This is a genomic window from Bradyrhizobium sp. Unk1 (assembly GCF_059512345.1).
This window is the reverse complement of the sequence record NZ_JCAMOP010000003.1, coordinates 272,345-293,835: the sequence shown is the minus strand read 5'-3', so window position 1 is coordinate 293,835 and position 21,491 is coordinate 272,345. Positions and strand designations below refer to the sequence as shown.

At 65.6% G+C, this 21,491-nt stretch carries 19 protein-coding genes and 1 tRNA gene; 6 read left to right on the top strand and 14 right to left on the bottom strand.

Features of this window, described 5'->3' with window-relative positions:
- The first annotated feature begins 16 nt into the window (after positions 1-16).
- The 3 genes from addB (at position 17) to trxA (ending at position 7,054) form a co-directional block, all read left to right on the top strand.
- On the top strand, positions 17-3,163 hold the full coding sequence (addB, locus tag AC5ZFO_RS05550) for a double-strand break repair protein AddB (protein WP_496121623.1): 3,147 nt from the start codon (positions 17-19) through the stop codon (positions 3,161-3,163).
- Entirely contained in the window at positions 3,157-6,666 is a 3,510-nt protein-coding gene (gene addA, locus AC5ZFO_RS05545; protein ID WP_496121621.1) for a double-strand break repair helicase AddA, read from the top strand. Before addB ends, addA begins: the two co-directional genes overlap by 7 nt.
- A 67-nt stretch (positions 6,667-6,733) precedes the next feature.
- A complete protein-coding gene (gene trxA, locus AC5ZFO_RS05540) occupies positions 6,734-7,054 on the top strand; it encodes a thioredoxin (protein ID WP_008540017.1) in 321 nt (106 codons plus the stop codon).
- A 74-nt stretch (positions 7,055-7,128) separates the two neighbouring features.
- On the opposite strand, the gene AC5ZFO_RS05535 is transcribed toward trxA, so the two are convergent.
- From AC5ZFO_RS05535 to aroA, 13 genes are all read right to left on the bottom strand, one after another.
- Positions 7,129-7,569 carry an SRPBCC family protein gene (locus AC5ZFO_RS05535; protein ID WP_282521645.1) on the bottom strand — a complete coding sequence of 147 codons (441 nt, stop codon included), beginning with the start codon at positions 7,567-7,569 and terminating at the stop codon, positions 7,129-7,131.
- 142 nt (positions 7,570-7,711) lie between these two features.
- Complete coding sequence (locus tag AC5ZFO_RS05530) at positions 7,712-8,464, bottom strand: metallophosphoesterase family protein (protein ID WP_282521646.1); 753 nt, start codon at positions 8,462-8,464, stop codon at positions 7,712-7,714.
- A 103-nt stretch (positions 8,465-8,567) separates the two neighbouring features.
- A complete protein-coding gene (locus AC5ZFO_RS05525; RefSeq protein ID WP_282521647.1) occupies positions 8,568-9,911 on the bottom strand; it encodes a bifunctional folylpolyglutamate synthase/dihydrofolate synthase in 1,344 nt (447 codons plus the stop codon).
- A complete protein-coding gene (gene accD / locus AC5ZFO_RS05520; protein WP_282521648.1) occupies positions 9,908-10,849 on the bottom strand; it encodes an acetyl-CoA carboxylase, carboxyltransferase subunit beta in 942 nt (313 codons plus the stop codon). Before accD ends, AC5ZFO_RS05525 begins: the two co-directional genes overlap by 4 nt.
- Before the next feature lie 113 nt (positions 10,850-10,962).
- Positions 10,963-11,799: a tryptophan synthase subunit alpha gene (gene trpA, locus AC5ZFO_RS05515; protein WP_282521649.1), complete on the bottom strand. Its 837-nt coding sequence runs from the start codon at positions 11,797-11,799 to the stop codon at positions 10,963-10,965.
- Positions 11,796-13,013, bottom strand: coding sequence for a tryptophan synthase subunit beta (trpB, locus tag AC5ZFO_RS05510; protein WP_028149800.1), 1,218 nt, complete (start codon positions 13,011-13,013; stop codon positions 11,796-11,798). Before trpB ends, trpA begins: the two co-directional genes overlap by 4 nt.
- Positions 13,010-13,681, bottom strand: coding sequence for a phosphoribosylanthranilate isomerase (locus tag AC5ZFO_RS05505; RefSeq protein ID WP_282521650.1), 672 nt, complete (start codon positions 13,679-13,681; stop codon positions 13,010-13,012). The genes trpB and AC5ZFO_RS05505 overlap by 4 nt, the downstream gene beginning before the upstream one ends.
- A gap of 66 nt (positions 13,682-13,747) precedes the next feature.
- Entirely contained in the window at positions 13,748-14,140 is a 393-nt protein-coding gene (locus AC5ZFO_RS05500; RefSeq protein ID WP_282521651.1) for a lipopolysaccharide assembly protein LapA domain-containing protein, read from the bottom strand.
- Between the two features lie 71 nt (positions 14,141-14,211).
- Positions 14,212-14,517 carry an integration host factor subunit beta gene (locus AC5ZFO_RS05495; protein ID WP_007598410.1) on the bottom strand — a complete coding sequence of 102 codons (306 nt, stop codon included), beginning with the start codon at positions 14,515-14,517 and terminating at the stop codon, positions 14,212-14,214.
- Positions 14,518-14,688: 171 nt separating this feature from the next.
- Complete coding sequence (gene sppA, locus AC5ZFO_RS05490; RefSeq protein WP_282521652.1) at positions 14,689-15,669, bottom strand: signal peptide peptidase SppA; 981 nt, start codon at positions 15,667-15,669, stop codon at positions 14,689-14,691.
- A gap of 257 nt (positions 15,670-15,926) precedes the next feature.
- Positions 15,927-17,630, bottom strand: a complete 1,704-nt coding sequence (gene rpsA / locus AC5ZFO_RS05485; protein WP_014490919.1) for a 30S ribosomal protein S1 — start codon at positions 17,628-17,630, stop codon at positions 15,927-15,929.
- Positions 17,631-17,895: 265 nt separating this feature from the next.
- Entirely contained in the window at positions 17,896-18,534 is a 639-nt protein-coding gene (gene cmk, locus AC5ZFO_RS05480; RefSeq protein WP_282521653.1) for a (d)CMP kinase, read from the bottom strand.
- Positions 18,531-19,868, bottom strand: a complete 1,338-nt coding sequence (aroA, locus tag AC5ZFO_RS05475) for a 3-phosphoshikimate 1-carboxyvinyltransferase (RefSeq protein WP_282521654.1) — start codon at positions 19,866-19,868, stop codon at positions 18,531-18,533. The genes cmk and aroA overlap by 4 nt, the downstream gene beginning before the upstream one ends.
- Positions 19,869-20,038: 170 nt before the next feature.
- Here aroA and AC5ZFO_RS05470 point away from each other — a divergent pair, with 170 nt between their 5' ends.
- The 3 genes from AC5ZFO_RS05470 to AC5ZFO_RS05460 all read left to right on the top strand — a co-directional run bounded on the left by AC5ZFO_RS05470 (position 20,039) and on the right by AC5ZFO_RS05460 (position 20,994).
- Complete coding sequence (locus AC5ZFO_RS05470; protein ID WP_063980175.1) at positions 20,039-20,446, top strand: TIGR02300 family protein; 408 nt, start codon at positions 20,039-20,041, stop codon at positions 20,444-20,446.
- 96 nt (positions 20,447-20,542) lie between these two features.
- Positions 20,543-20,618: transfer RNA gene (locus tag AC5ZFO_RS05465), tRNA-Ala, on the top strand.
- 139 nt (positions 20,619-20,757) lie between these two features.
- On the top strand, positions 20,758-20,994 hold the full coding sequence (locus tag AC5ZFO_RS05460) for a GIY-YIG nuclease family protein (protein ID WP_282521655.1): 237 nt from the start codon (positions 20,758-20,760) through the stop codon (positions 20,992-20,994).
- Between the two features lie 4 nt (positions 20,995-20,998).
- Here AC5ZFO_RS05460 and AC5ZFO_RS05455 read toward each other — a convergent pair whose 3' ends face one another.
- Positions 20,999-21,457 (bottom strand): MarR family winged helix-turn-helix transcriptional regulator, encoded by a 459-nt coding sequence (locus AC5ZFO_RS05455; RefSeq protein ID WP_282521656.1) that lies wholly within the window; start codon positions 21,455-21,457, stop codon positions 20,999-21,001.
- Between the last annotated feature and the right edge of the window lie 34 nt (positions 21,458-21,491).

Genomic DNA, 21,491 nt, shown 5'->3' with positions numbered 1-21,491 from the left:
CCGAATCAGGCAGCCCATGCGCGTTTTCAGCGTTCCCATCTCAGTTCCGTTCCTGCGCACGGTCGTCTCGAGCCTGCTCAACGGCCGGCTGGTCGACGGCTTCGAGGCGCGCAAGGAACCGGCGCGGCTTGCGGATGCCACGCTGTACCTGCCGACAAGGCGCGCCATGCGCGTCGTGCGCGAGATCTTTCTCGACGAGATGGCGGCCGATGCGGTGGTCCTGCCGCGCATCGTCGCGCTCGGCGACATCGACGAGGACGAGCTCGCGTTCGCCGACGAGGGCGAGCAGTTCTCCGGCGCAGCGCCGCTCGACATTCCGCCACGGCTTGGCGAGCTCGAACGGCGGCTGACGCTGGCGCAGCTCGTGGCGGCCTGGGCCAAGGGCCCGGTGCTGTCCCCGCTGGTGGTCGGCGGCCCCGCCTCGACGCTGGCGCTGGCCGGCGACCTCGCACGCCTGATCGACGACATGGTGACGCGCGGCGTCGACTGGAGCGCGCTCGACGGCCTGGTGCCTGATATGCTCGACCGCTACTGGCAGCACTCGCTCGAATTCCTGCGCATCGCGCGCATTGCCTGGCCCGGTCATCTCGCGGAGATCAACCGGATCGAGCCCGCAGCGCGGCGCGATCTCCTGATTGCGGCGGAAGCAAAACGGCTGACCGCACATCCCCATGGCCCGGTGATCGCGGCCGGCTCGACCGGATCGATGCCGGCCACCGCAAAATTCCTGCACGCGGTCGCATCGCTGCCGCATGGCGCCGTCGTGCTGCCGGGCCTCGACACCGATCTCGACGACGACGCCTGGCGTACCATCGGCGGCGTTCGTGACTCGCTCGGCAAGTTCGCGGAGCATCCGGCGTCGAACCATCCGCAATATGCCATGCATGCGCTGCTGGACCGCCTTGGCATCAAGCGCAGCGACGTCGACATCCTCCAGCCGCCGGCAGAAGGCGGACGCGATCTGCTCGCATCGGAATCGATGCGTCCGTCGGCCAAGACGGAAGTCTGGCACGACCGGTTGAAGCAGCCTGACGTCGCCGCGAAGATCGCGGGCGGCATGACAAACCTCGCGGTCGTCGAAGCCCCCAATCCTGAAATGGAAGCGCTTGCGATCGCCATTGCGATGCGCGAGGCGCGCCATCTCGACAAATCGGCGGCGCTGGTGACGCCGGACCGCGCGCTGGCGCGGCGGGTGATGGCCGCGCTGACGCGATGGGATCTCGCGTTCGACGATTCCGGCGGCGACGTGCTGATGGAAACATCCGCCGGCGTTTTTGCGCGTCTGGCATCGGAAGCGGCGACCAAGGGATTGGAGCCGCCGACGCTGCTGGCGATGCTGAAGCATCCGCTATGCCGGCTTGGCCGGCTGCCTGGTGGATGGAAGGCGGCGATCGAGGGCCTCGAGCTTGCGGTCCTGCGCGGCACGCGGCCGCCCGCGGGCACCGCGGGGCTGCTGCGCGAATTCAATCGTTTCCGCGAGGAACTGGCAAAGCTGTGGCGCAGCGAGGTCTCCGCGCTGCACCGTGCGGAGCCGCGTGCGCGTCTGAAGGCGGAGGACCTCGATGGCATCCAGGCGCTGATCGATGCCCTGCAGAAGTCGTTGGCGCCGATCGAGAGTCTCGCGTCATCGAAACCGTACGACTTCGCCGAGCTCGCGCACCGCCATCGCGAGATCATGATCGAGCTGTCGCGCGACGAGCAGGGCATCCCGCTCGCCTTCGAGGAGCGCGAGGGCCTCGCACTCGCCAACGCCTTCGACGACCTCCTGCGCGGCGGCACCACCAGCGGATTGATGGTGACGCTGCCTGACTACGCCGACGTCTTCCAGACCGCGTTCGGCGATCGCGCGGTGCGGCGGCGGGACAGACCCGGCGCGCGGCTGCAGATCTACGGCCCGCTGGAATCGCGCCTGATGCAGGCGGACCGGATCATCATCGGCGGCCTGATCGAGGGCGTCTGGCCGCCGGCGCCGCGCATCGATCCCTGGCTCAGCCGGCCGATGCGGCACGAGCTTGGCTTAGATTTGCCGGAGCGCCGCATCGGCCTCTCCGCACACGATTTTGCGCAACTGCTCGGCGGCGACGAGGTCATCCTGACCCATTCCGCGAAGGCCGGCGGCGCACCGGCGGTCGCCTCGCGCTTCCTGCACCGGTTAGAGGCGGTCGCAGGCGACGAGCTCTGGAAGACGGCCATCCGCACGGGCGAAAAATACGTGCAGTTTGCGGGCGCGCTGGACCAGCCCGACGAGGTCAAGCCGGTCAAGCAGCCCGAGCCGCGGCCGCCGCGCGCGACGCGGCCGCTGAAGATGTCGGTCACCGCGATCGAGGACTGGCTGCGCGATCCCTACACGATCTACGCAAAGCACATTTTGCGGCTCGACGCGCTCGACCCCGTCGACATGCCGCTGTCGGCCGCCGACCGTGGCTCGGCGATCCACGATGCGCTCGGCGAGTTCACGGAAAGCTATGCCACGCGCCTGCCCGACGATCCCGCGCGCGTGCTGCGCGCGATCGGCGAAAAGTATTTTGCGCCGCTGATGGAGCGCCCCGAAGCGCGGGCGCTATGGTGGCCGCGCTTCCAGCGCATCGCGCGCTGGTTCGGTGAATGGGAGACGGTACGCCGCGACGTGATCGAGGTCATCACGGCGGAGACGCGGGGCGAGATCTCGATCAGGCTCGACCACGACCGCAGCTTCCAGCTCTCCGCCCGCGCCGACCGCATCGAGCGGCGCCAGGGCGGCAGCTATGCCATCCTCGACTACAAGACCGGGCAGCCGCCGACCGGCAAGCAGGTCCGCATGGGCCTGTCGCCGCAGCTCACCCTCGAAGCGGCGATCCTGCGCGAGGGCGGATTTCCAGACATCGACGCGGGTTCGTCCGTCAGCCAGCTCGTCTATGTGCGCCTGAGCGGCAACAATCCGCCGGGCGAGGAGCGCATCCTCGAGCTCAAGTATAGGCAAGGCGACGAGCCGCAGCCGCCTGACACGGCCGCCGCCGAAGCACGGGCCAAGCTCGAGGCGCTGATCCGCGCCTTCGAGGACGAGAATCAGGCGTATACCTCGCTGAACCTGCCGATGTGGACCAACCGCTACGGCACCTATGACGACCTCGCCCGGATCAAGGAATGGTCCGCGGCCGGCGGCCTGGGGATCGAGGAATGGTGAAGCTGCCGCGTCCCATTCCCGACGAGGTGCGTGCGCGGCAGGCGCGCGCGTCCGATCCGACCGCGTCGGCGTTCGTGTCGGCCAATGCCGGCTCTGGCAAGACCCATGTGCTGGTGCAGCGGGTGATCCGCCTGCTGCTGTCGGCCGTGCCGCCGGAAAAGATTCTCTGCATCACCTTCACCAAGGCCGCCGCCGCGAACATGGCCGAGCGCGTGTTCACGACGCTCGGTCATTGGGTGACGCTGGACGACAACGCGCTCGACGCGGCGATTAAGGCGGTCGGCATCCCACATCCCGATCGAAAACTACGCCGCGAAGCACGAAAGCTTTTCGCCTGCGCGCTGGAGACGCCGGGCGGATTGAAGGTGCAGACCATCCACGCGCTCTGCACCCGGCTGCTCCAGCAATTTCCGTTCGAGGCCAATGTTCCCGCGCGCTTTGCCGTGATCGACGAGCGCGACCAGACCGACATGATGGAGCGCGCCAATCTGAAGGTGCTGCTGGAAGCCGCGCGCGATCCGGAGACCGTCACTGGCCGCGCGCTGCTGACCGCGATGGCGAGCGCGGCCGACGTCACTTTCAAGGAGGTCGTGCGCGAGGCCTGTCTCAGCCGCGATCATTTCATGGCCTGGACCGACGAGGCCGGCAACGCCGGGGCAGCTGCTGAGCAGATGGCGGCGGTGCTGGGCGTGGAGGCGAGCGATCGGATCGAGGACGTCGAGACGGAAATTCTCGACGGTCCATTCCTGCCGCGGTCGCGCTGGGACGACATCGCCTTCGCGCTGGAGGACGGCAGCAAGTCCGACAACGACCAGGCCAGCCGGCTCCGCGAGGCCAAGGTGTTTTCCGGCGCCGCGCAGGTCGATGCCTATCTCGGCGTCTTCCTCACCGACGAAAAACTGCCGCGCAAGGCGGTGCTGACCAAGAAGTTTGGCGATCACAACCCATCTGTCGCCCGGCTGTTCGAGAACGAGGTGCAGCGCCTCAGCGGATTGATCGAGAAGCGCCGCGCGGTGACCATGCGCGACCGCACCGCGGCGCTGCTGCACATCGCGACCGCGGCCGCGGCGAACTACCGCCGCGAGAAGCAGGAGCGCGGGCTGCTCGACTACGACGACCTCATCGACAAGACGCTGGCGATGCTGAACCGCGTCGCTTCAGGCTGGGTGCATTACAAGCTCGACCGTGGCGTCGATCACGTCCTGATCGACGAAGCCCAGGACACAAGCCCGCGGCAATGGGATATCGTCGCGCACATCATTTCCGAGTTCACGGCGGGCGAAGGCGCACGCGAAGGACTGAACCGCACGGTCTTCGCCGTCGGCGACGAGAAGCAGTCGATCTTCTCGTTCCAGGGCGCCGACCCGCGCGAATTCGACGCGCGCAAGCGAGAGTTGGACCGTAAATTCACCTCGGCTGGACTGAAATTCGATCCAGTCGCCTTTACCTATTCGTTCCGGTCCGGCGCGGAAATCCTGCATTCCGTCGACCATGTGTTTCGCGAACCGGCGATCTACAAAAGCATTCACTCGATCGACATCGGCCACCCGCTGCACAATGCGCTCAGTGATGCCGGTCCGAGCGTCGTCGAGCTCTGGGATCTGGCCGTCGCCGACGACAGGCAGGAGATCGAGGGTTGGCGCGCGCCATTCGACGGCGTCGCTGCCACCAGCCCCGAAGTCAAGCTCGCGCGCCGCATCCAGACCGAGATCAAACGGCTGGTCGAGAGCGGCACGCTGACCGGGCACGAAGGTGAGCGCCGGCCGCTGCGTTATGGCGACATGCTGATCCTGGTGCGCCGGCGCGGCAATGCGTTCGACGCCGTGATCCAGGCGCTGAAGCACGCCAATGTTCCGGTCGCCGGCGCCGACCGGCTGAAGCTCACCGAGCACATCGCGATCATCGACCTGATGAACCTTGCGGACGCGCTGCTGCTGCCGCAGGACGATCTTGCGCTCGCGGTTGCGCTGAAGAGCCCGCTGTTCGGGCTCGATGACGACGACCTGTTTCAGTTGGCCCACGGCCGTAAGGGATCGCTGCGCCGCGCGCTTGCCGAACATGCAGCCACAAGCGAGACGTTCGCCACGGCACTGCGGCGGCTTGAAGCCTGCGAGGCGCGGTCGCGCGACGAGACTCCGTTCGCCTTCTACGCCTGGCTGCTCGGCGGCGACGGCGGACGCGCGCGCATCCTGCGTCGGCTCGGCCATGAGGCCAACGACGCGCTCGACGAGTTTCTGGAGCTGGCGCTGAATTACGAGCGCAAGGCACCGGCCTCGCTGCAAGGCTTCATGGCCTGGCTGCGCTCGGCCGATACCGAGGTGAAGCGCGACATGGAGATCTCGCGCGACGAGGTGCGGGTCATGACGGTGCACGGCGCCAAGGGCCTGGAAGCCTCCGTCGTGTTCATGGTCGACACGACATCATCGCCCGCGGACTCGCAGCGGGTCCGGCTGATCCACGTGCCGCGCGGCAATGGCAGCGAGGTCGTGGTCTGGGCCGGGCGCAAGGCCGATGATCCCAAGCCCGTCGCCGACGCACGCAAGGCCTTGATCGAGGAGACCGAGGACGAGTATCGCCGCCTGCTCTATGTCGCGATGACGCGCGCGGCCGATCGGCTGATCGTCGGCGGCTGCATGCCCGGCAACATGAAGACGGTGCGCAAGCTGAGCTGGTACGACCTCATCGACACCGGGCTCACCGGCTCGGGCCTGGACAAGCAGACGATCGAGACGCCGCTCGGTAAGGTGACCCGATTCGCCCGGCCGGAGGATGTCACGGCGCTCGGCACGCCTGCGATGTCGGTGGACCAGAGGGTCGCATTGCCGGCCTGGCTGCGGACACCGGTACCGCGCGAGACCGTCGATGACGACCCCGTGCGCCCTTCCGGCCAGTCGACCGAGGAAGGCCGTAGCGTGCGATCAGGCGAATCGGTGCAGTCGCGCGCGCTGGCGCTGCAACGCGGCACGCTGGTGCACCGGCTGCTGCAGTCCCTGCCCGACATCGCCACTGAGCGTCGGCGCGAGGCCGCGCTTGGCTTCATGGCACGCAACGCGCCCGACTGGACGACGGCCGACCGGACCGCGCTGGCCGACAAGGTGCTCGCCCTGATCGCCGAACCGCGCTTTGCCCCGGTGTTTGCCACCGGCAGCCGTGCCGAGGTCTCGATCGTCGGCCGATTGGACCGGCCTGGGCGGCCGCCAGCGCTGGTGTCGGGGCAGATCGACCGGCTGGTCGTTCGTCCGGACGAGGTTCTGATCGTGGATTTCAAGACCAACCAGGCGGCGCCCAAAAGCGCCGCGGAGGCGCCCGCCGCCTATGTCCGGCAGCTTGCGCTGTACCGGGCGGTGCTGGCGCGGCTTTATCCCCAAAAGCCGATCAGGGCCGTCTTGCTCTGGACCGAGGCCCTTGAATATATGGAGATTTCAGCCCCCGCGCTGGACGCGGCGCTGGCATCCCTTCATCTCAGTGTGAGCGTCCTTGACCCGGCAAGGGGCCGTTCATAGGTTGACGCCATGATCCCAAGCGCGATTCCCATGCGCGCCGATTCTTTCAACCGAGTGAGGTACTCCAATGGCCGTTAGCAAGGTTTCCGACGCCGATTTCGAAGCCGAAGTGCTCAAGGCGAACGGCCCCGTGGTCGTCGATTTCTGGGCCGAATGGTGCGGCCCTTGCCGCATGATCGCACCCGCGCTCGACGAGATCGCCGGCGCGATGGGCGACAAGGTCAAGATCGTGAAGCTCAACGTCGACGAGAGCCCGAAGACCGCGTCGAAATACGGCGTGATGTCGATCCCGACGCTGATGATCTTCAAGGGCGGCGAGATGGCCTCCCGCCAGGTCGGCGCGGCGCCGAAGGCGAAGCTGCAGCAGTGGATCACGTCCGCGGTCTGATCCGCCGCGCGTGTAACCGAGAATTCTTCAACGGCCGGCTACACGCCGGCCGTTTTATTTTTGCTCGACGGCAATCATGCCGATCTCGTTTCGGCGAGTTTGGCGAGACTGGCGAGAACATCGGGAAAGTCCGACGCGACAGCCGGACCGATCTCGGACGCTTGCGGTCCTCGCGCGTCGACGGCGTAAACGATCCGCGTGCGCTTCGGTCCAAGAGAATCGACAAGAGCTTCGATGCGATGGGCGACCTTGATGACGAGGTCGCCGACTCGCGTTTCGTCGATGAAGCACGCGTTCTCGCGGACCTCGATCAGCTGCGAGCGCAGCGCCTCCTCGCCGGGAGGCTTCATCGTGAACCAGGTCCCGGCCGCAAATGGCCCGTCAATGTCGATCTGCTCGATACCTGCGTTCCAGGTTTTCCAACCCGGCACGTCGCGGAGAATGCTCCAGATCGTCTCCGGGGCTGCCGATGTCTCGATAGCATATTCGTGTCGCCAGACATCTCCGTCATCCATGGCGCGCTCCCTCTTTGTTATGTACGCCGATAATGAGCGCGCTTCTCAAGAAGTCCAACCGTAGCCCGGATGGAGCGTAGCGTAATCCGGGGCGGCCGTCGCTTATGGCAAGATTCCCGGATTGCGCTTCGCTCCATCCGGGCTACAGAGCCGTCTGCTTGATCCAACCGGTCGCCAGCGCATTTGCCAGTTCCGGCTGATTGTTGCGGCGCGCGAGCGCGGCCATCGGCTCATGATCGTAAGCGATCTGGCGGAACGTCACCTGCCAAACACCGTCAACGAGCTCAAGAATCGCGTAGCGCGCGTGCGGCGTGCCGGCTTCGACGACATGCGGGAATGGATGCACGTCGCGATAGCCGGGGCTGCCGACGCTGCCGGGATTGACGATCAGCCGGCCGTCGCGCAACCGCACCGCGCGGGCGAGATGCGTGTGCGCGCAGAGGATCAGCGATTGCGTGATGCCTTGCGCGAACTGCTCGATGCGGTCGAGCGGCGATAACGCCACCGTGCCGTCGGGATGCACGGTATCGAGCCAATAGACTTCATCGTCATCGGGCGTCGCGTGGCAAAGGAAGACCTGCTCACGAAACACCCGCGTCATCGGCTGCGCGCGCAGCCAGTCGAGTTGCGCGGCATTGAGCGCTGCATGGGCCGGACGGTCCCATGAGCCCATCTTTTCCGGCGGGCGGTCGAGCAGATAGCGGTCGTGATTGCCGAGCACCTGCACGGCGTCGAGCTGCATCAGGATCTCGATGGTCCGGCGCGCATCGAGCGGGCCGCTCAGCATGTCGCCGAGATTGACAATGTCGGCGATGCCCTGCGCGCGGATGTCGGCGAGCACCGCCTCCAGCGCGAGATGGTTTCCGTGGACGTCGGCAATCGCGGCGAAGCGCATTGAGATTCCTGTAGGCCGGATGGAGCGAAGCGTAATCCGGGGCCTTGATCGTTTGTGGCGCGATTCCCGGATTGCGCTTCGCTCCATCCGGGCTACGCAACCTCTATGCAGGAGGCGTGCCGTTGATGCCCAGCACGTGGCCGGCGAGATAAAGCGAACCGGTGATCAGGATGCGCGGCGGCACCTCGTAGGCGAGCTTCGCCAAGCCACGCAGTGCGGCTTCGATGCCGGGCGCGGTCTCGACCCGCATGCCGAGGCTGCGCGCGGCATCCGCGAGGCGGTCGACCGGCATCGCATTCTCGGTGTCGGGGATCGGCACCGCGATGATGTGACGGGTCAGGCCGGCGAAATTGGCGAGAAAACCTTCCGCGTCCTTGTTGGCCATCATGCCCGCGATCACGACCAGCGGCCGCGAGACCCGCTCTTCGAGATCGCCGAGCGCGGCCGCCGCGACGCGCCCGCCTTCGGCATTGTGGCCGCCGTCGAGCCAGATATCCGAGCCCTGCGGTCCGAGCGCGAGCAGCTCGCCCGAGGTGATGCGCTGCATCCGCGCCGGCCATTCGGCGCCGACGATGCCCGCCTCGAAGGCCGCCTGGTTGACCTTGAAACTCGGGATCGCGCGCAGCGTCGCGATCGCAAGGCCGGCATTGTCGAACTGGTGGCGGCCGAACAGGCGCGGCGCCGCCAGATCCATCAGGCCGCGATCGTCGGAATAGACCAGACGCCCGTGCTCGACATTGACGTGCCAGCTCTCGCCCGCGGCAAACAGCGGCGCGCGCATGCGCCTAGCCTGCGCCTCGATCACCGCCATCGCCTCGCCCGTCTGCTCGGCGCAAACCACGGGCACGCCGCGCTTGATGATCGCCGCCTTCTCGCCGGCGATGGAGGTCAGCGTATCGCCGAGAAACTCCATGTGGTCCATGCTGACAGGCGTGATCACGCACGCCGCCGGCGTGTCGATCACATTGGTCGAATCGAGCCGGCCGCCGAGGCCGACTTCGAGCAGCACGACATCGGCCGGGTTCTGCGCGAACAGATGGAAGGCAGCCGCGGTCTTCAGCTCGAACACGGTCGCGGCTTCGCCGGCATTGACCCGCTCGACCTCTTCCAGCGCCGCGCGCAATTCGTCGTCGCCGACGAGCACCCCGCTGCCGACGCGGCCGAGACGGAAGCATTCGTTGATGCGGACGAGATAGGGCGAGGTGTAGGCATGGACACGCAGGCCGGCGGCCTCCAGCGTCGCGCGCAGATAAGCGAGCGTCGAGCCCTTGCCGTTGGTGCCGGCGATATGAATCACCGGCGGTAGCTTGCGTTCAGGGTGGCCAAGCCGCTCGAGCAGGCGGTGCATCCGCTCCAGCCCGAGATCGATGCGCTTCTGATGCAGGGCCGACAGCCGCCCGATCAATTCACCGAGCGGCGGCTTTGCGCTGTCAGAGGACGCGTTCACGCGTGCGGCGCGGCCGGCGCGGTCTCGGCGGCCGAGACGATCTGCGCCGGACTGACCACCGGCTGCACCGATTTCGATGCGCCTTCCTGCGCCGGCGCCTTGGTCAGCAGGCGGCAGAGCCGCGCCAGGGTCGGGCGCAGCTCGTGACGATGCACGACCATGTCGACCATGCCATGATCCTTCAGATATTCGGCGCGCTGGAAGCCTTCCGGCAATTTCTCGCGGATGGTCTGCTCAATCACGCGCGCGCCGGCAAAACCGATCAGCGCACCGGGCTCGGCGATCTGGACGTCACCCAGCATCGCATAGGACGCGGTGACGCCGCCGGTGGTCGGGTTGGTCAGCACGACGATGTAGGGCTGTTTCGCCTCGCGCAGCATCTGCACCGCGACGGTGGTGCGCGGCATCTGCATCAGCGACAGGATGCCTTCCTGCATGCGCGCGCCGCCGCTCGCGGCGAACACGATGAACGGCGATTTCTTCTCGACCGCGAGCTCGAGCCCGCGCACGATGGCTTCGCCCGCGGCCATGCCGAGCGAGCCGCCCATGAAATCGAAATCCTGCACGGCGACGACGATGGCGGCGCCTTCGAGCTTGCCGTAGCCGACCTTGATCGCGTCGTTGAGGTTAGTTCGCGCGCGGGCATCCTTGATGCGGTCGACGTATTTCTTCTCGTCACGGAACTTGAGCGGATCGGGCGTGACGTCGGGCAGCGCGACGTCGTACCAGGTCTCGTTGTCGAAGATCGACTTCAGACGCGCCACCGCGCCCATGCGCATGTGGTAGTTCGAGCCGGGGATGACGAACTGGTTGGCCTCGACGTCCTTGTAGAACACGAGCTGCCCGGAATCCGGGCACTTGATCCACAGATTCTCCGGCGTCTCCCGCCGCAGCATGTTGCGGATCTTCGGCCGGACCACATTGGTAAGCCAGTTCATGGTTTGCTCCGATGTGCGAGCCCCGCGGAAGGGCCGCCTGAAGGGATATATGGCGGCCGGGCCCCTGCCCGGCAAGCCGCCGTGTTCGCCCGCCCCAGAAGCGGAATTATGGCCTACTCCGCCGCCTGTTTCGCGCCCTTGACGCCCTGGGCCAGGGCCGCGGTCAGCTCGGCTACCGCGTTAACGGTTTTGGCGGTCGCCCGGCCCTCGGCGTCGAGGCTGTTCTTGAGCGCGTCGACCAACGCGGTGCCGACCACCGAACCATCGGCCTTCTCGGCAATGGCGCGCGCCGCCTCCGGCGTGCGGATGCCAAAACCAACGCAGATCGGCAGCTTGGTATGCCGCTTGATGCGCGCGACAGCTTCACCGACGGCATTCGCGTCCGCCGCCGCGGCACCGGTGATACCGGCGATAGAGACGTAGTAGACAAAGCCTGATGTGTTCGCGAGCACCGCGGGCAGGCGCTTGTCGTCGGTGGTCGGGGTCGCGAGGCGAATGAAGTTCAGGCCCGCCTTCAGCGCGGGAATGCAGAGCTCGTCGTCTTCCTCCGGCGGCAAATCGACGATGATCAGGCCGTCAACGCCTGATGTCTTGGCATCGGCCAAGAACTTGTCGACGCCGTAAATGTAGATCGGATTGTAGTAGCCCATCAGCACCAGCGGCGTGACGTTGTCGTCCTTGCGGAAGTCGCGCACCAGTTCCAGCGTCTTCTTCAAGGTCATGCCGTTCTTGAGCGCGCGCAGACCTGCCGCCTGAATCGAAGGACCATCGGCCATCGGATCGGTGAAGGGAATGCCGAGTTCGATGACGTCGGCGCCTGCCTTGGGCAGCGCCTTGACGATATCGAGCGACGTCGTGAGATCGGGATCGCCGGCCATCACATAGGTGACGAAGGCCGAGCGGCCTTGCTTCTTCAGTTCGGCAAAACGGGTGTCGATACGCGTGGTCACTTGCTCTTGCCCCTCAGGATGTCGCCGACCTGCGGGACGTCCTTGTCGCCGCGGCCGGAGAGATTGACGACCATCAGGTGATCTCTCGGCCGCTTCGGCGCGAGCTCCATCACCTTGGCGATGGCATGCGCGGGCTCGAGCGCGGGGATGATGCCTTCCAGCCGCGACAGCAACTGGAATGCTGCGAGCGCCTCGTCATCGGTCGCCGAGAGATAGTTGACGCGGCCGATCTCGTGCAGCCAGGAATGCTCGGGGCCGATGCCGGGATAGTCGAGGCCGGCGGAGATCGAATGCGCGTCCTGGATCTGGCCGTCCGCATCCATCAAGAGATAAGTGCGGTTGCCGTGCAGCACGCCGGGACGGCCGCCCGCGATCGAGGCCGCATGCAGTTGCGTGAGCCCATGGCCGGCGGCTTCGACGCCAAAGATTTCGACGGAGGGATCATCGAGGAACGGATGAAACAGGCCCATCGCGTTCGAACCGCCGCCGATGCAGGCGACCAGCGAATCCGGCAGGCGTCCCTCGACCTCCTGCATCTGCGTCTTGGTCTCGTTGCCGATGATCGACTGGAAGTCGCGCACCAGCGTCGGATAGGGATGCGGGCCCGCCACCGTGCCGATGCAATAGAACGTGTTGTGCACGTTGGTGACCCAGTCGCGCAGCGCCTCGTTCATGGCGTCCTTCAGCGTGCGCGTGCCCGACTGCACCGGGACCACGGTTGCGCCCAGCATCTCCATGCGGATGACGTTGGGCTGCTGCCGCTCGACGTCGACGGCGCCCATATAGACCACGCATTCGAGGCCAAAGCGCGCGCACAGCGTCGCGGTGGCGACACCGTGCTGACCGGCGCCGGTCTCGGCGATGATGCGCTTCTTGCCCATGCGCCGTGCCAGCATGATCTGGCCGAGCACGTTGTTCACCTTGTGCGAGCCGGTGTGGTTGAGCTCTTCGCGCTTCAGATAGATTTTTGCGCCGCCGAGATGCTCGGTCAGGCGCTCGGCGAAATAGAGCGGCGAGGGCCGGCCGACATAATTCTTGAGATAGCCGTTCATCTCGGCCTGGAACGCCGGATCGGCCTTGGCCGCCGTGTAGGCCTTCTCCAGATCCAGGATCAGCGGCATCAGGGTTTCGGCGACGAAGCGGCCGCCGAAAATGCCGAAATGCCCGCGCTCGTCGGGACCGCTGCGGTAGGAATTTGGTTTGGCGATGTTCATCGAACGCTCAACTCTTGACTTGCATCTTGGGTGGCGCGCGCGGCGCGAATGAAGGCCTTGATCATCTCGGGATCCTTGACGCCGGAGGCGCTCTCGACACCGGAGGAGACGTCGACGCCGCCGGCGCGCGTGACCCGAAGAGCCTCGGCGACGTTGTGGGCATCAAGTCCGCCCGAGACCATATACGGCAGCTTGAGTTCCAGGTTTTCGAGCAGATGCCAATCGAAGGCCGCGCCGAGGCCGCCCGGACGTGTCGCGTCCTTTGGCGCACGCGCGTCGAACAGGATGCGATCGGCAACCTCTGCGTAGCCAGGCAGCACGGCGAGATCGGCGGCGGTTGCGACCGGCACCGCTTTCATCACCGGACGGCCGAACCGCTGCTTGATGTCGCGCAGGCGCGCGACGCTCTCCTTGCCGTGGAGCTGAAGGATATCCGGCGACAGCGCGTCCATGATGTTGTCGAGCGTGGCGTCATCGGCATCGACCGTGAGCGCGACCTTGATCGCGCGCCGCTTCACCTGGCGGCCGAGGTCGCGGCCAAGCTCCAGAGAGACGTGCCGCGGCGACGGCGGAAAGAACACGAACCCCACCATGTCGGCGCCGGCGTCGAGCGCTGTTTCGAGCGTCTCGCGCGTGGACAGGCCGCAGATTTTGACGAGCAGGGACATGGTCTCAAAGCAGGTGAAGGCCGCGGGTCTGCGGCCGGAAAACCGGGTTTTCGGTTGCGGCCGCTTCTACAACGTCGCGCGCTGCTTGTCTCGCCCGATGGGCCCGTAAAGGCCCACCCCGGAGGGAACGGGGAGGCGCTGGGGCTCGGGCTTCGCTGCGGCCGCCTGGGCCCGCAGATCGGCCAGTTCGGTCCTGGCAGCCCGTGCATCCGCATCATTCCGGCGCGCCGCGCGCCGCCAGTGCCGCTGGCCGAGCCAGACCGCGCAGCCGCCCGCAACGACCCCGAGGGCCGCCACCAGGATGAGGAGCAGGAACAGCGGCAGCGTCACCGAGAATGACGGGTCGTTCGTAATGAAGGGGTCGAAAGAGACCGTGACGAAATGCCGGTTGGCGACGGCGAAGGTCACCAGGATCAGGCCCAGCGGAATCACGATCAGCGCGGTCAGGAACTTTCGCATCTCGCTTCGCTCGCCTTGAATCAAGCTTCCGGCCGCATCTCTCGCGACCGCGGAAAACCCTGACGCCGGCCTCAGTCTGGCGCGCCTGGATCCGGATGGTCGCGGTTCAGCCGTTCGCGCATTTCCTTGCCGGTCTTGAAGAACGGAACGCTCTTCTGATCGACGGGTACATGGGCGCCGGTGCGCGGATTGCGCCCTGCGCGCGCAGGGCGATGCTTGACCGAGAAGGCACCGAAGCCGCGCAACTCGACGCGATCACCGCGCGCGAGAGCCGCTACGATCTCTTCGAGAATCGCATTCACAATGTTCTCGACATCCCGCTGGTACAGATGCGGGTTGTGCTCGGCGATACGCTGAACAAGTTCGGATTTGATCATCGAGAGATAGGACCCGGAAGCGTGCGGATGACCATTTCCGTGAAAATACCGTGATCTGTCAAGACGCCAAATGAAGGTTGAGCGTCGGGAAAATGCGTGACAAATGCCGAAAAAGCGGGCTGACCCGTCACCCGCCAGACGGGAAAAGCCTCTGAAGCTCGCCCGGTTCCATCAATTTGACGCAGCCGGCTGCCACAGGGCCAGCATTCCATCCATTCCAAGTCGATCGACGGCCTGCGCGACGCCGGTTTGCCCGATCTGATGCGCAATCGAGCCTAAACCAAGCGCTTCCAGCGTGACGACAGCAGCCGTTTTGAGGAATGGCAGATCGCCAAAGCGGGGCTGGAGCTTGTAATCGCGGACGGTGAGGCCCTTCTTGACGCCCTTCTGCTCGACCAGCCAGGTCACCGCGGTCTTCTCGTCGCCGAGCTGATCGATCAGCTTGAGATCGATCGCCTGGCGTCCGGTGAAGACGCGGCCATCGGCGACTTTTTCGAGCTGCGTGTCATCCATGCCACGCCGCTCCTTCACCAATCCCTTGAACCAGGCATAGGAATCCTTCACCAGCGCATCGAGCGCGGCGCGTGCCTCGGGGCTGGTCGGCTCAAAACCGTTCGGCGCGGCCTTCAGCGGCGAGGATTTCACCTCCTCGACCTTCACGCCGACGGTCTTCAGCAGCTCCGTGACGTTGGGAAACTGGAACAGCACGCCGATCGAACCGACCAGCGAGCTCTGCTGGGCGATGATGTGGTCGCTCGCAATCGCGGTGATGTAACCGCCGGACGCCGCGAGGCCTTCGACCACGACGACGAGCGGCTTCTTCGCCTTCAACCTCACAAGCGAGTCATAAAGCTGCTCGGAGCCGGCGGTGGTGCCACCCGGCGAGTTGATGTGAATGATGACGGCGGCGGCCTGCGAGTTCTCCAGTCGCTCCAGCGCCTGGGTGCGCTCGGAGTCGCTGCGGATCAGGCCATCGATCTGGACCCGCGCGATCGAGCCGGCGGATGCGAACGTGCCGCGCGCACCGGGTGTTGCGATCAGCGCGAAGCCCGCAATCGCCGCGATCGCGATCAGCGCAGCCAGCACGCGCCAGAACGTCAGCTTGCGACGAATCCTGCGACGATCGACGATGATGTCCGAATCGAGCGACATCGGAATATCTCCAAATGAAAGGCTGGGCGCGTTGTGCCGTCACAGCGTGACCATTGGCTTATCTGGATACATCAATTGCGGCGTAATTTGAAGAAAACAAGGCTGGGGTAGCCCGGATGGAGCGCAGCGCAATCCGGGACCGCTTTCGATCGTGGCGAGGCCCCGGATTTCGCTGCGCTCCATCCGGGCTACAAGCCGCAAACAAAAAAGCCCCGGCGCGAACCGGGGCTTTGATGGTTGCGAAACAGGCGTTTCGCTTACTTGTCGCGGTTCTTGAGCGCGGTGCCGAGGATGTCACCGAGCGTCGCCCCCGAATCGGAGGAGCCGTACTGCGCGATGGCTTCCTTCTCTTCGGCGACTTCGAGCGCCTTGATCGACACCTGGACCTTGCGGGCCTTCTTGTCGAACTGGATCACGCGGGCATCGACCTTCTCGCCGACGGCGAAGCGCTCGGCGCGCTGGTCGTTGCGATCACGGGCGAGCTCCGAACGCTTGATGAAGGTCGAGAAGTCGGTACCGGTGATCTTCACCTCGATGCCGCTTTCCTTCACTTCGAGCACTTCGCAGGTCACGACCGCGCCCTTCTTGACATCGCCCGGCTCGGCGAAGGGGTCGCCTTCGAGCTGCTTGATGCCGAGCGAGATGCGCTCCTTCTCGACGTCCACATCGAGCACCACGGCTTTCACCACGTCGCCCTTCTTGTAGTTGTCGATCACCTGCTCGCCCGGAAGCTTCCAGTCGAGGTCGGAGAGATGGACCATGCCGTCGACGTCGCCCTCGAGGCCCAGGAACAGACCGAACTCGGTCTTGTTCTTGACCTCGCCCTCGACCACCGAACCGGTCGGGTGACCTTCGACGAAGACCTCCCACGGGTTGCGCATGGTCTGCTTGAGGCCGAGCGAGATGCGGCGCTTGACGGAATCGACTTCCAGCACCTGCACTTCGACTTCCTGCGAGGTCGAAACGATCTTGCCGGGGTGCATGTTCTTCTTGGTCCACGACATCTCGGAGACGTGGATCAGGCCTTCGATGCCCGGCTCGAGCTCGACGAACGCACCGTAGTCGGTGATGTTGGTGACGCGGCCGGTGAAGCGGGCACCCAGCGGGTACTTGGCTTCGATGCCCTGCCACGGATCGTCCAGCAGCTGCTTCATGCCCAGCGAGATGCGGTGCGTCTCGTGGTTGATCTTGATGATCTTGACCTTCACGGTCTGGCCGATCGAGAGCACCTCGGTCGGGTGGTTGACGCGGCGCCACGCGATGTCGGTGACGTGCAGCAGACCGTCGATACCGCCGAGATCAACGAACGCACCATAATCGGTGATGTTCTTGACCACGCCGTCGATGACCTGACCCTCTTCGAGGTTCTGCACCAGCTCCTGACGCTGCTCGGCGCGGGTCTCTTCGAGAACCGTGCGGCGGGAGACGACGATGTTGCCGCGGCGGCGATCCATCTTGAGGATCTGGAACGGCTGCGAGTTGTTCATCAGCGGCGCAACGTCGCGGATCGGACGGATGTCGACCTGCGAGCGCGGCAGGAAGGCCACGGCACCGTCGAGGTCGACGGTGAAGCCGCCCTTGACCTGGTTGAAGATGACGCCGTTGACCTTCTCGTTGTTCTGGAAGGCCTTCTCGAGCTTGCCCCAGCTCTCCTCGCGGCGCGCCTTGTCGCGCGACAGCACGGCTTCGCCGAGGGCGTTCTCGATGCGATCGAGGAACACTTCGACCTCGTCGCCGACCTTGATCTCGCTGTCACGGCCGGGGCCGGAAAATTCGCGCAGGGCAACGCGGCCCTCGGTCTTCAGGCCGACGTCGATGACGGCCATGTCTTTCTCAATTGCAACCACCTTGCCCTTGACGACGGAGCTTTCCTGCAGGTTGCCACCTGCGAAGGACTCGTCGAGCATCGCGGCGAAATCGTCACGCGACGGGCTATAGGTATCAGCAGAAGTCGAAGCCATTTGTTCTCCAGTTGCGGATGTCGTGCCGGCCGTTGGGTTCATGGGCGCATCGCACACGCAGTGTCGGAAGGTCCGCAAGACCTTCGAGCGACCGCTCGCTGCTCCGGCATGGAGGCGGAGCAGCGGAGGCGGGCCGGCTGAGGCCCGCGCGTTCGATACGTGGAAATCTTGGTCCGGAGCCTGGATCGCGCCGGGCCCAAACAGGGGACCGGGGTATCGACCTCAAAGAGCGGGAGCGGGCGCTTCCTCCAATGACGGCGGCGGCTTAACCCCGCGACCGGCCCGCTCGGACGGCCTCGATAATGTCGATGGCGGCCCGGACGCCGCCTTCTATATCCAGTTGGGAGTTATCTAGCAAGTAAGCATCCGGGGCCGGTTTCAAGGGCGCAATCGGCCGGTTCTTGTCGCGCTCGTCGCGCCGGATGATGTCGGCGAGCACCGCCGCCTCGTCCGCCTCCTCGCCCCTCGCCTTGGCCTCCATGGTCCGGCGGCGGGCGCGGACCTTGGGATCGGCGACCACGAAGATCTTCACGTCGGCATGGGGGCAGATCACGGTTCCAATGTCCCGGCCGTCGAGCACGGCGCCGGGCGGATCGGCGGCGAATTGCCGCTGGAAATTGAGCAGGACCTCGCGAACCCTGGGGATCGCCGAGACGATCGAGGCGCCCTCGCCGGCCTCTTGGGTCTTCAGGGCGGGATTGCCGAACTTTTCGGGATCAAGCTCCAGCGCAGCCTGCACCGCAGCCACCTCGTCCCGGAGATCGTGACCGGATTCCATCAAGGCATAGGCCACCGCGCGGTAGATGACGCCGGTATCGAGATGACGATAGCCGTAATGATGGGCGAGGCGCTTGCCGAGCGTCCCCTTGCCCGAGGCCGCGGGCCCGTCGATGGCGATGATCATGAAAACTCGGCCCCTAGCGAACGCATCATCGGGATGAAGTCCGGGAAACTGGTGGCGATGAAGGCGGTGTCGTCGACGGTCACGGGTTGGTCGGAGGCGCAGCCCATCACCAGCGCGGACATCGCGATGCGATGATCCATGTGCGTGGCGACAGTGCCGCCGCCCGGAACGTGGCCGCGCCCCTCGACGATCAGATCGTCACCGGAGACCTCGACTTTCACGCCGTTGACACGGAGCATGGCGGCGGTGGCCTCCAGGCGGTCGGATTCCTTGACCCGCAGCTCGTGCAGGCCGCGCATGATCGTCGTGCCCTCGGCGAAGGAGGCCGCCACCGCCAGCACGAGATATTCGTCGATCATCGACGGCGCGCGCTCCGGCGGCACCTCGACGCCACGCAGTTTCGACGCGCGTACGCGCAGCTGCGCCATCGGCTCGCCGGCATCGCCGCGGACTTCGCTTTCCTCGATCGAGGCGCCCATTTCACGCAGCGTGGTGAACAGGCCGGTGCGCAGCGGATTGGTCATCACGTCGGACAGGACGACATCGGAGCCTTCGACGATCAGCGCCGCGACGACCGGGAAGGCCGCCGAAGAGGGATCGGCGGGCACCACGACGGTGGCGCCATGCAGCTCGGGCTGGCCAATCAGCGTGATGCGGCGGCCGTGCTGCCCCTCCTGCGCGGAGGTGATGTCGGCGCCAAAGTGCTTCAGCATCAGTTCGGTATGGTCGCGGCTGGCCTCGGTCTCGATCACCGTCGTGGTGCCGGGCGCGGCCAAGCCCGCCAGCAGCACGGCCGATTTGATCTGGGCCGAGGCGACCGGGGTCTTGTAGGTGATCGGCAGCGGATCGCGCGCGCCCTGGACGGTCAGCGGCAGACGGCCGCCCTCGCCGCCGGACACCACTTTGGCGCCCATTTTCTCGAGCGGATCGAGGATCCGGCGCATGGGGCGGCTGCGCAGCGAGGCATCGCCGTCGAAAACCGCCGAAATCGGGCAGCCGGCGACGGCGCCCATGACGAGCCGGCAGCCGGTGCCGGAGTTGCCGAAATCAAGCGGCGCCCTGGGCTCGGCGAAGCCGGCAACGCCCACGCCGTTCACCTTCCAGGCGAAATCGCCGGTACGCTCGACCCTGGCGCCCAGCGCCTGCATGGATTTTGCGGTGTTGAGGACGTCCTCGCCCTCGAGCAGGCCAGAAATCTTGGTCTCGCCGACCGCGAGCGCGCCCAGGATGAGGGCGCGGTGGGAGATCGACTTGTCCCCGGGGACCCGTACTTTCCCGGTCAGGGGACCGCTTGCGCGCGACTGAAGCGGCGTCGGCTTGTCGGAATCAGTCAAGTTTGTGTCCTTGGATAGGCCCGAAACGTCCCTGCGGGGCTCGCGGGGCAGGTACCACAAGGTCTGCCCGCCGTCACGGGCATGTCTTTCTCCCGTAATGCGCTATTGACAGCGGGCCGCCAACTAGCCAAGTGAAACACCGCTTTTCAGACATTCCCAGGATTCCTGCCGTGGCCAAGTCCGAACTCGGAACCAAACGTATTTGCCCGACCACGGGCAAGAAATTCTATGACCTCAACAAGAATCCGGTGATCTCGCCCTATACCGGCGAAGTCGTACCGATCGCGCCAGTGGCGCCGGCTCGCGCAACCCGCGGCGCCGAACCTCGCCACACGCCGGCTGCCGACACCACGCCGGAGCCGGCAGAGGTCGAAGAGGTCTCGCTCGAGGAGGCCGACGCCGAGGAGAACACCGGCAAGGTCAAGGCCGCGGTGCCCGAATCCGAGGACGACATCGAGGTCGACGAGACCATCGAAGACGATGACGACGATGATTCGACCTTTATCGCCGACGACGAAGAGGGCGATGAGGACGTTACCGACATCATTGGTGATGTCGGAGGTGATGAAGAGACTTGAGATCAGCCCTGATCTGTGAAAAAGGGTGCACCGCGCGAGTCACCAGGCTCGCCGGTCGGGAGTGATCCGAAAGGATCGTCCCAATTGGAAGACTAAGGGGCCATAGCTCAGCTGGGAGAGCGCTTGCATGGCATGCAAGAGGTCGGCGGTTCGATCCCGCCTGGCTCCACCAGCCTTCGCTGGCTTCGCCAGCTTCGGCTCGGCAAGCCCATCGTAGCGAAGGCTGTCGCGGCGTAGCCCGAAGGGCGAAGCCGGGCTTTAGCAGATCGAAAGCGGATGTAAGCTCTCCCTCGACAGCTCGGGAGCCTGCCGTGAGATACGTCTACATTCTCGAGAGCCTTGATTCCCTCCATTTCTATGTCGGGATCACTGACGACCTGCGCGCCCGACTGACAAAGCACAATGCCGGCGAGGTGCCACACACGTCGAAATTCGGACCTTGGCGTCTCAAGACTTACATTGCGTTCAGCAACGAGAAGCAGGCCGTCGCGTTCGAGAAGTACCTGAAGTCAGCGTCCGGCCGCGCCTTCGCCAAAAAGCGCCCCTAGCCCCCTACTCCCCGATCACCGCATTCAACCGGTCGCGCAGCGCGACGATCTCGTCCTTCATCGCGACCAGTTCCGAAACCGAGCAATCCGACGCCGCCAGGATCGAATGCGGCACGGCACGCGCTTTTTCCTTCAAGGCGTGGCCCTGCGGGGTCAGCGCGATCAGCACCTGACGTTCGTCCTCGCGCGAGCGTGTGCGCTTGACGAGGTGCGCGGCCTCGAGGCGCTTGAGCAGCGGCGTTAGGGTGCCCGAATCGAGGAACAGCTTTTCGCCGATGTCCTTGACCGGCACGTCGTCGCGCTCCCACAGCACCAGCATCACCAGATATTGCGGGTAAGTCAGGCCGAGCCGGTCGAGCAGCGGCTTGTAGACGCGGTTGAAGGCATGCGCGGCCGAATAGACCGCGAAGCAGATCTGGTTGTCGAGGCGCTGCGGGTCCAGCGCCGATAATTTCCGGGGCATCGAGAATCTCACGCGGTTTCCTCCATTCTGGGAC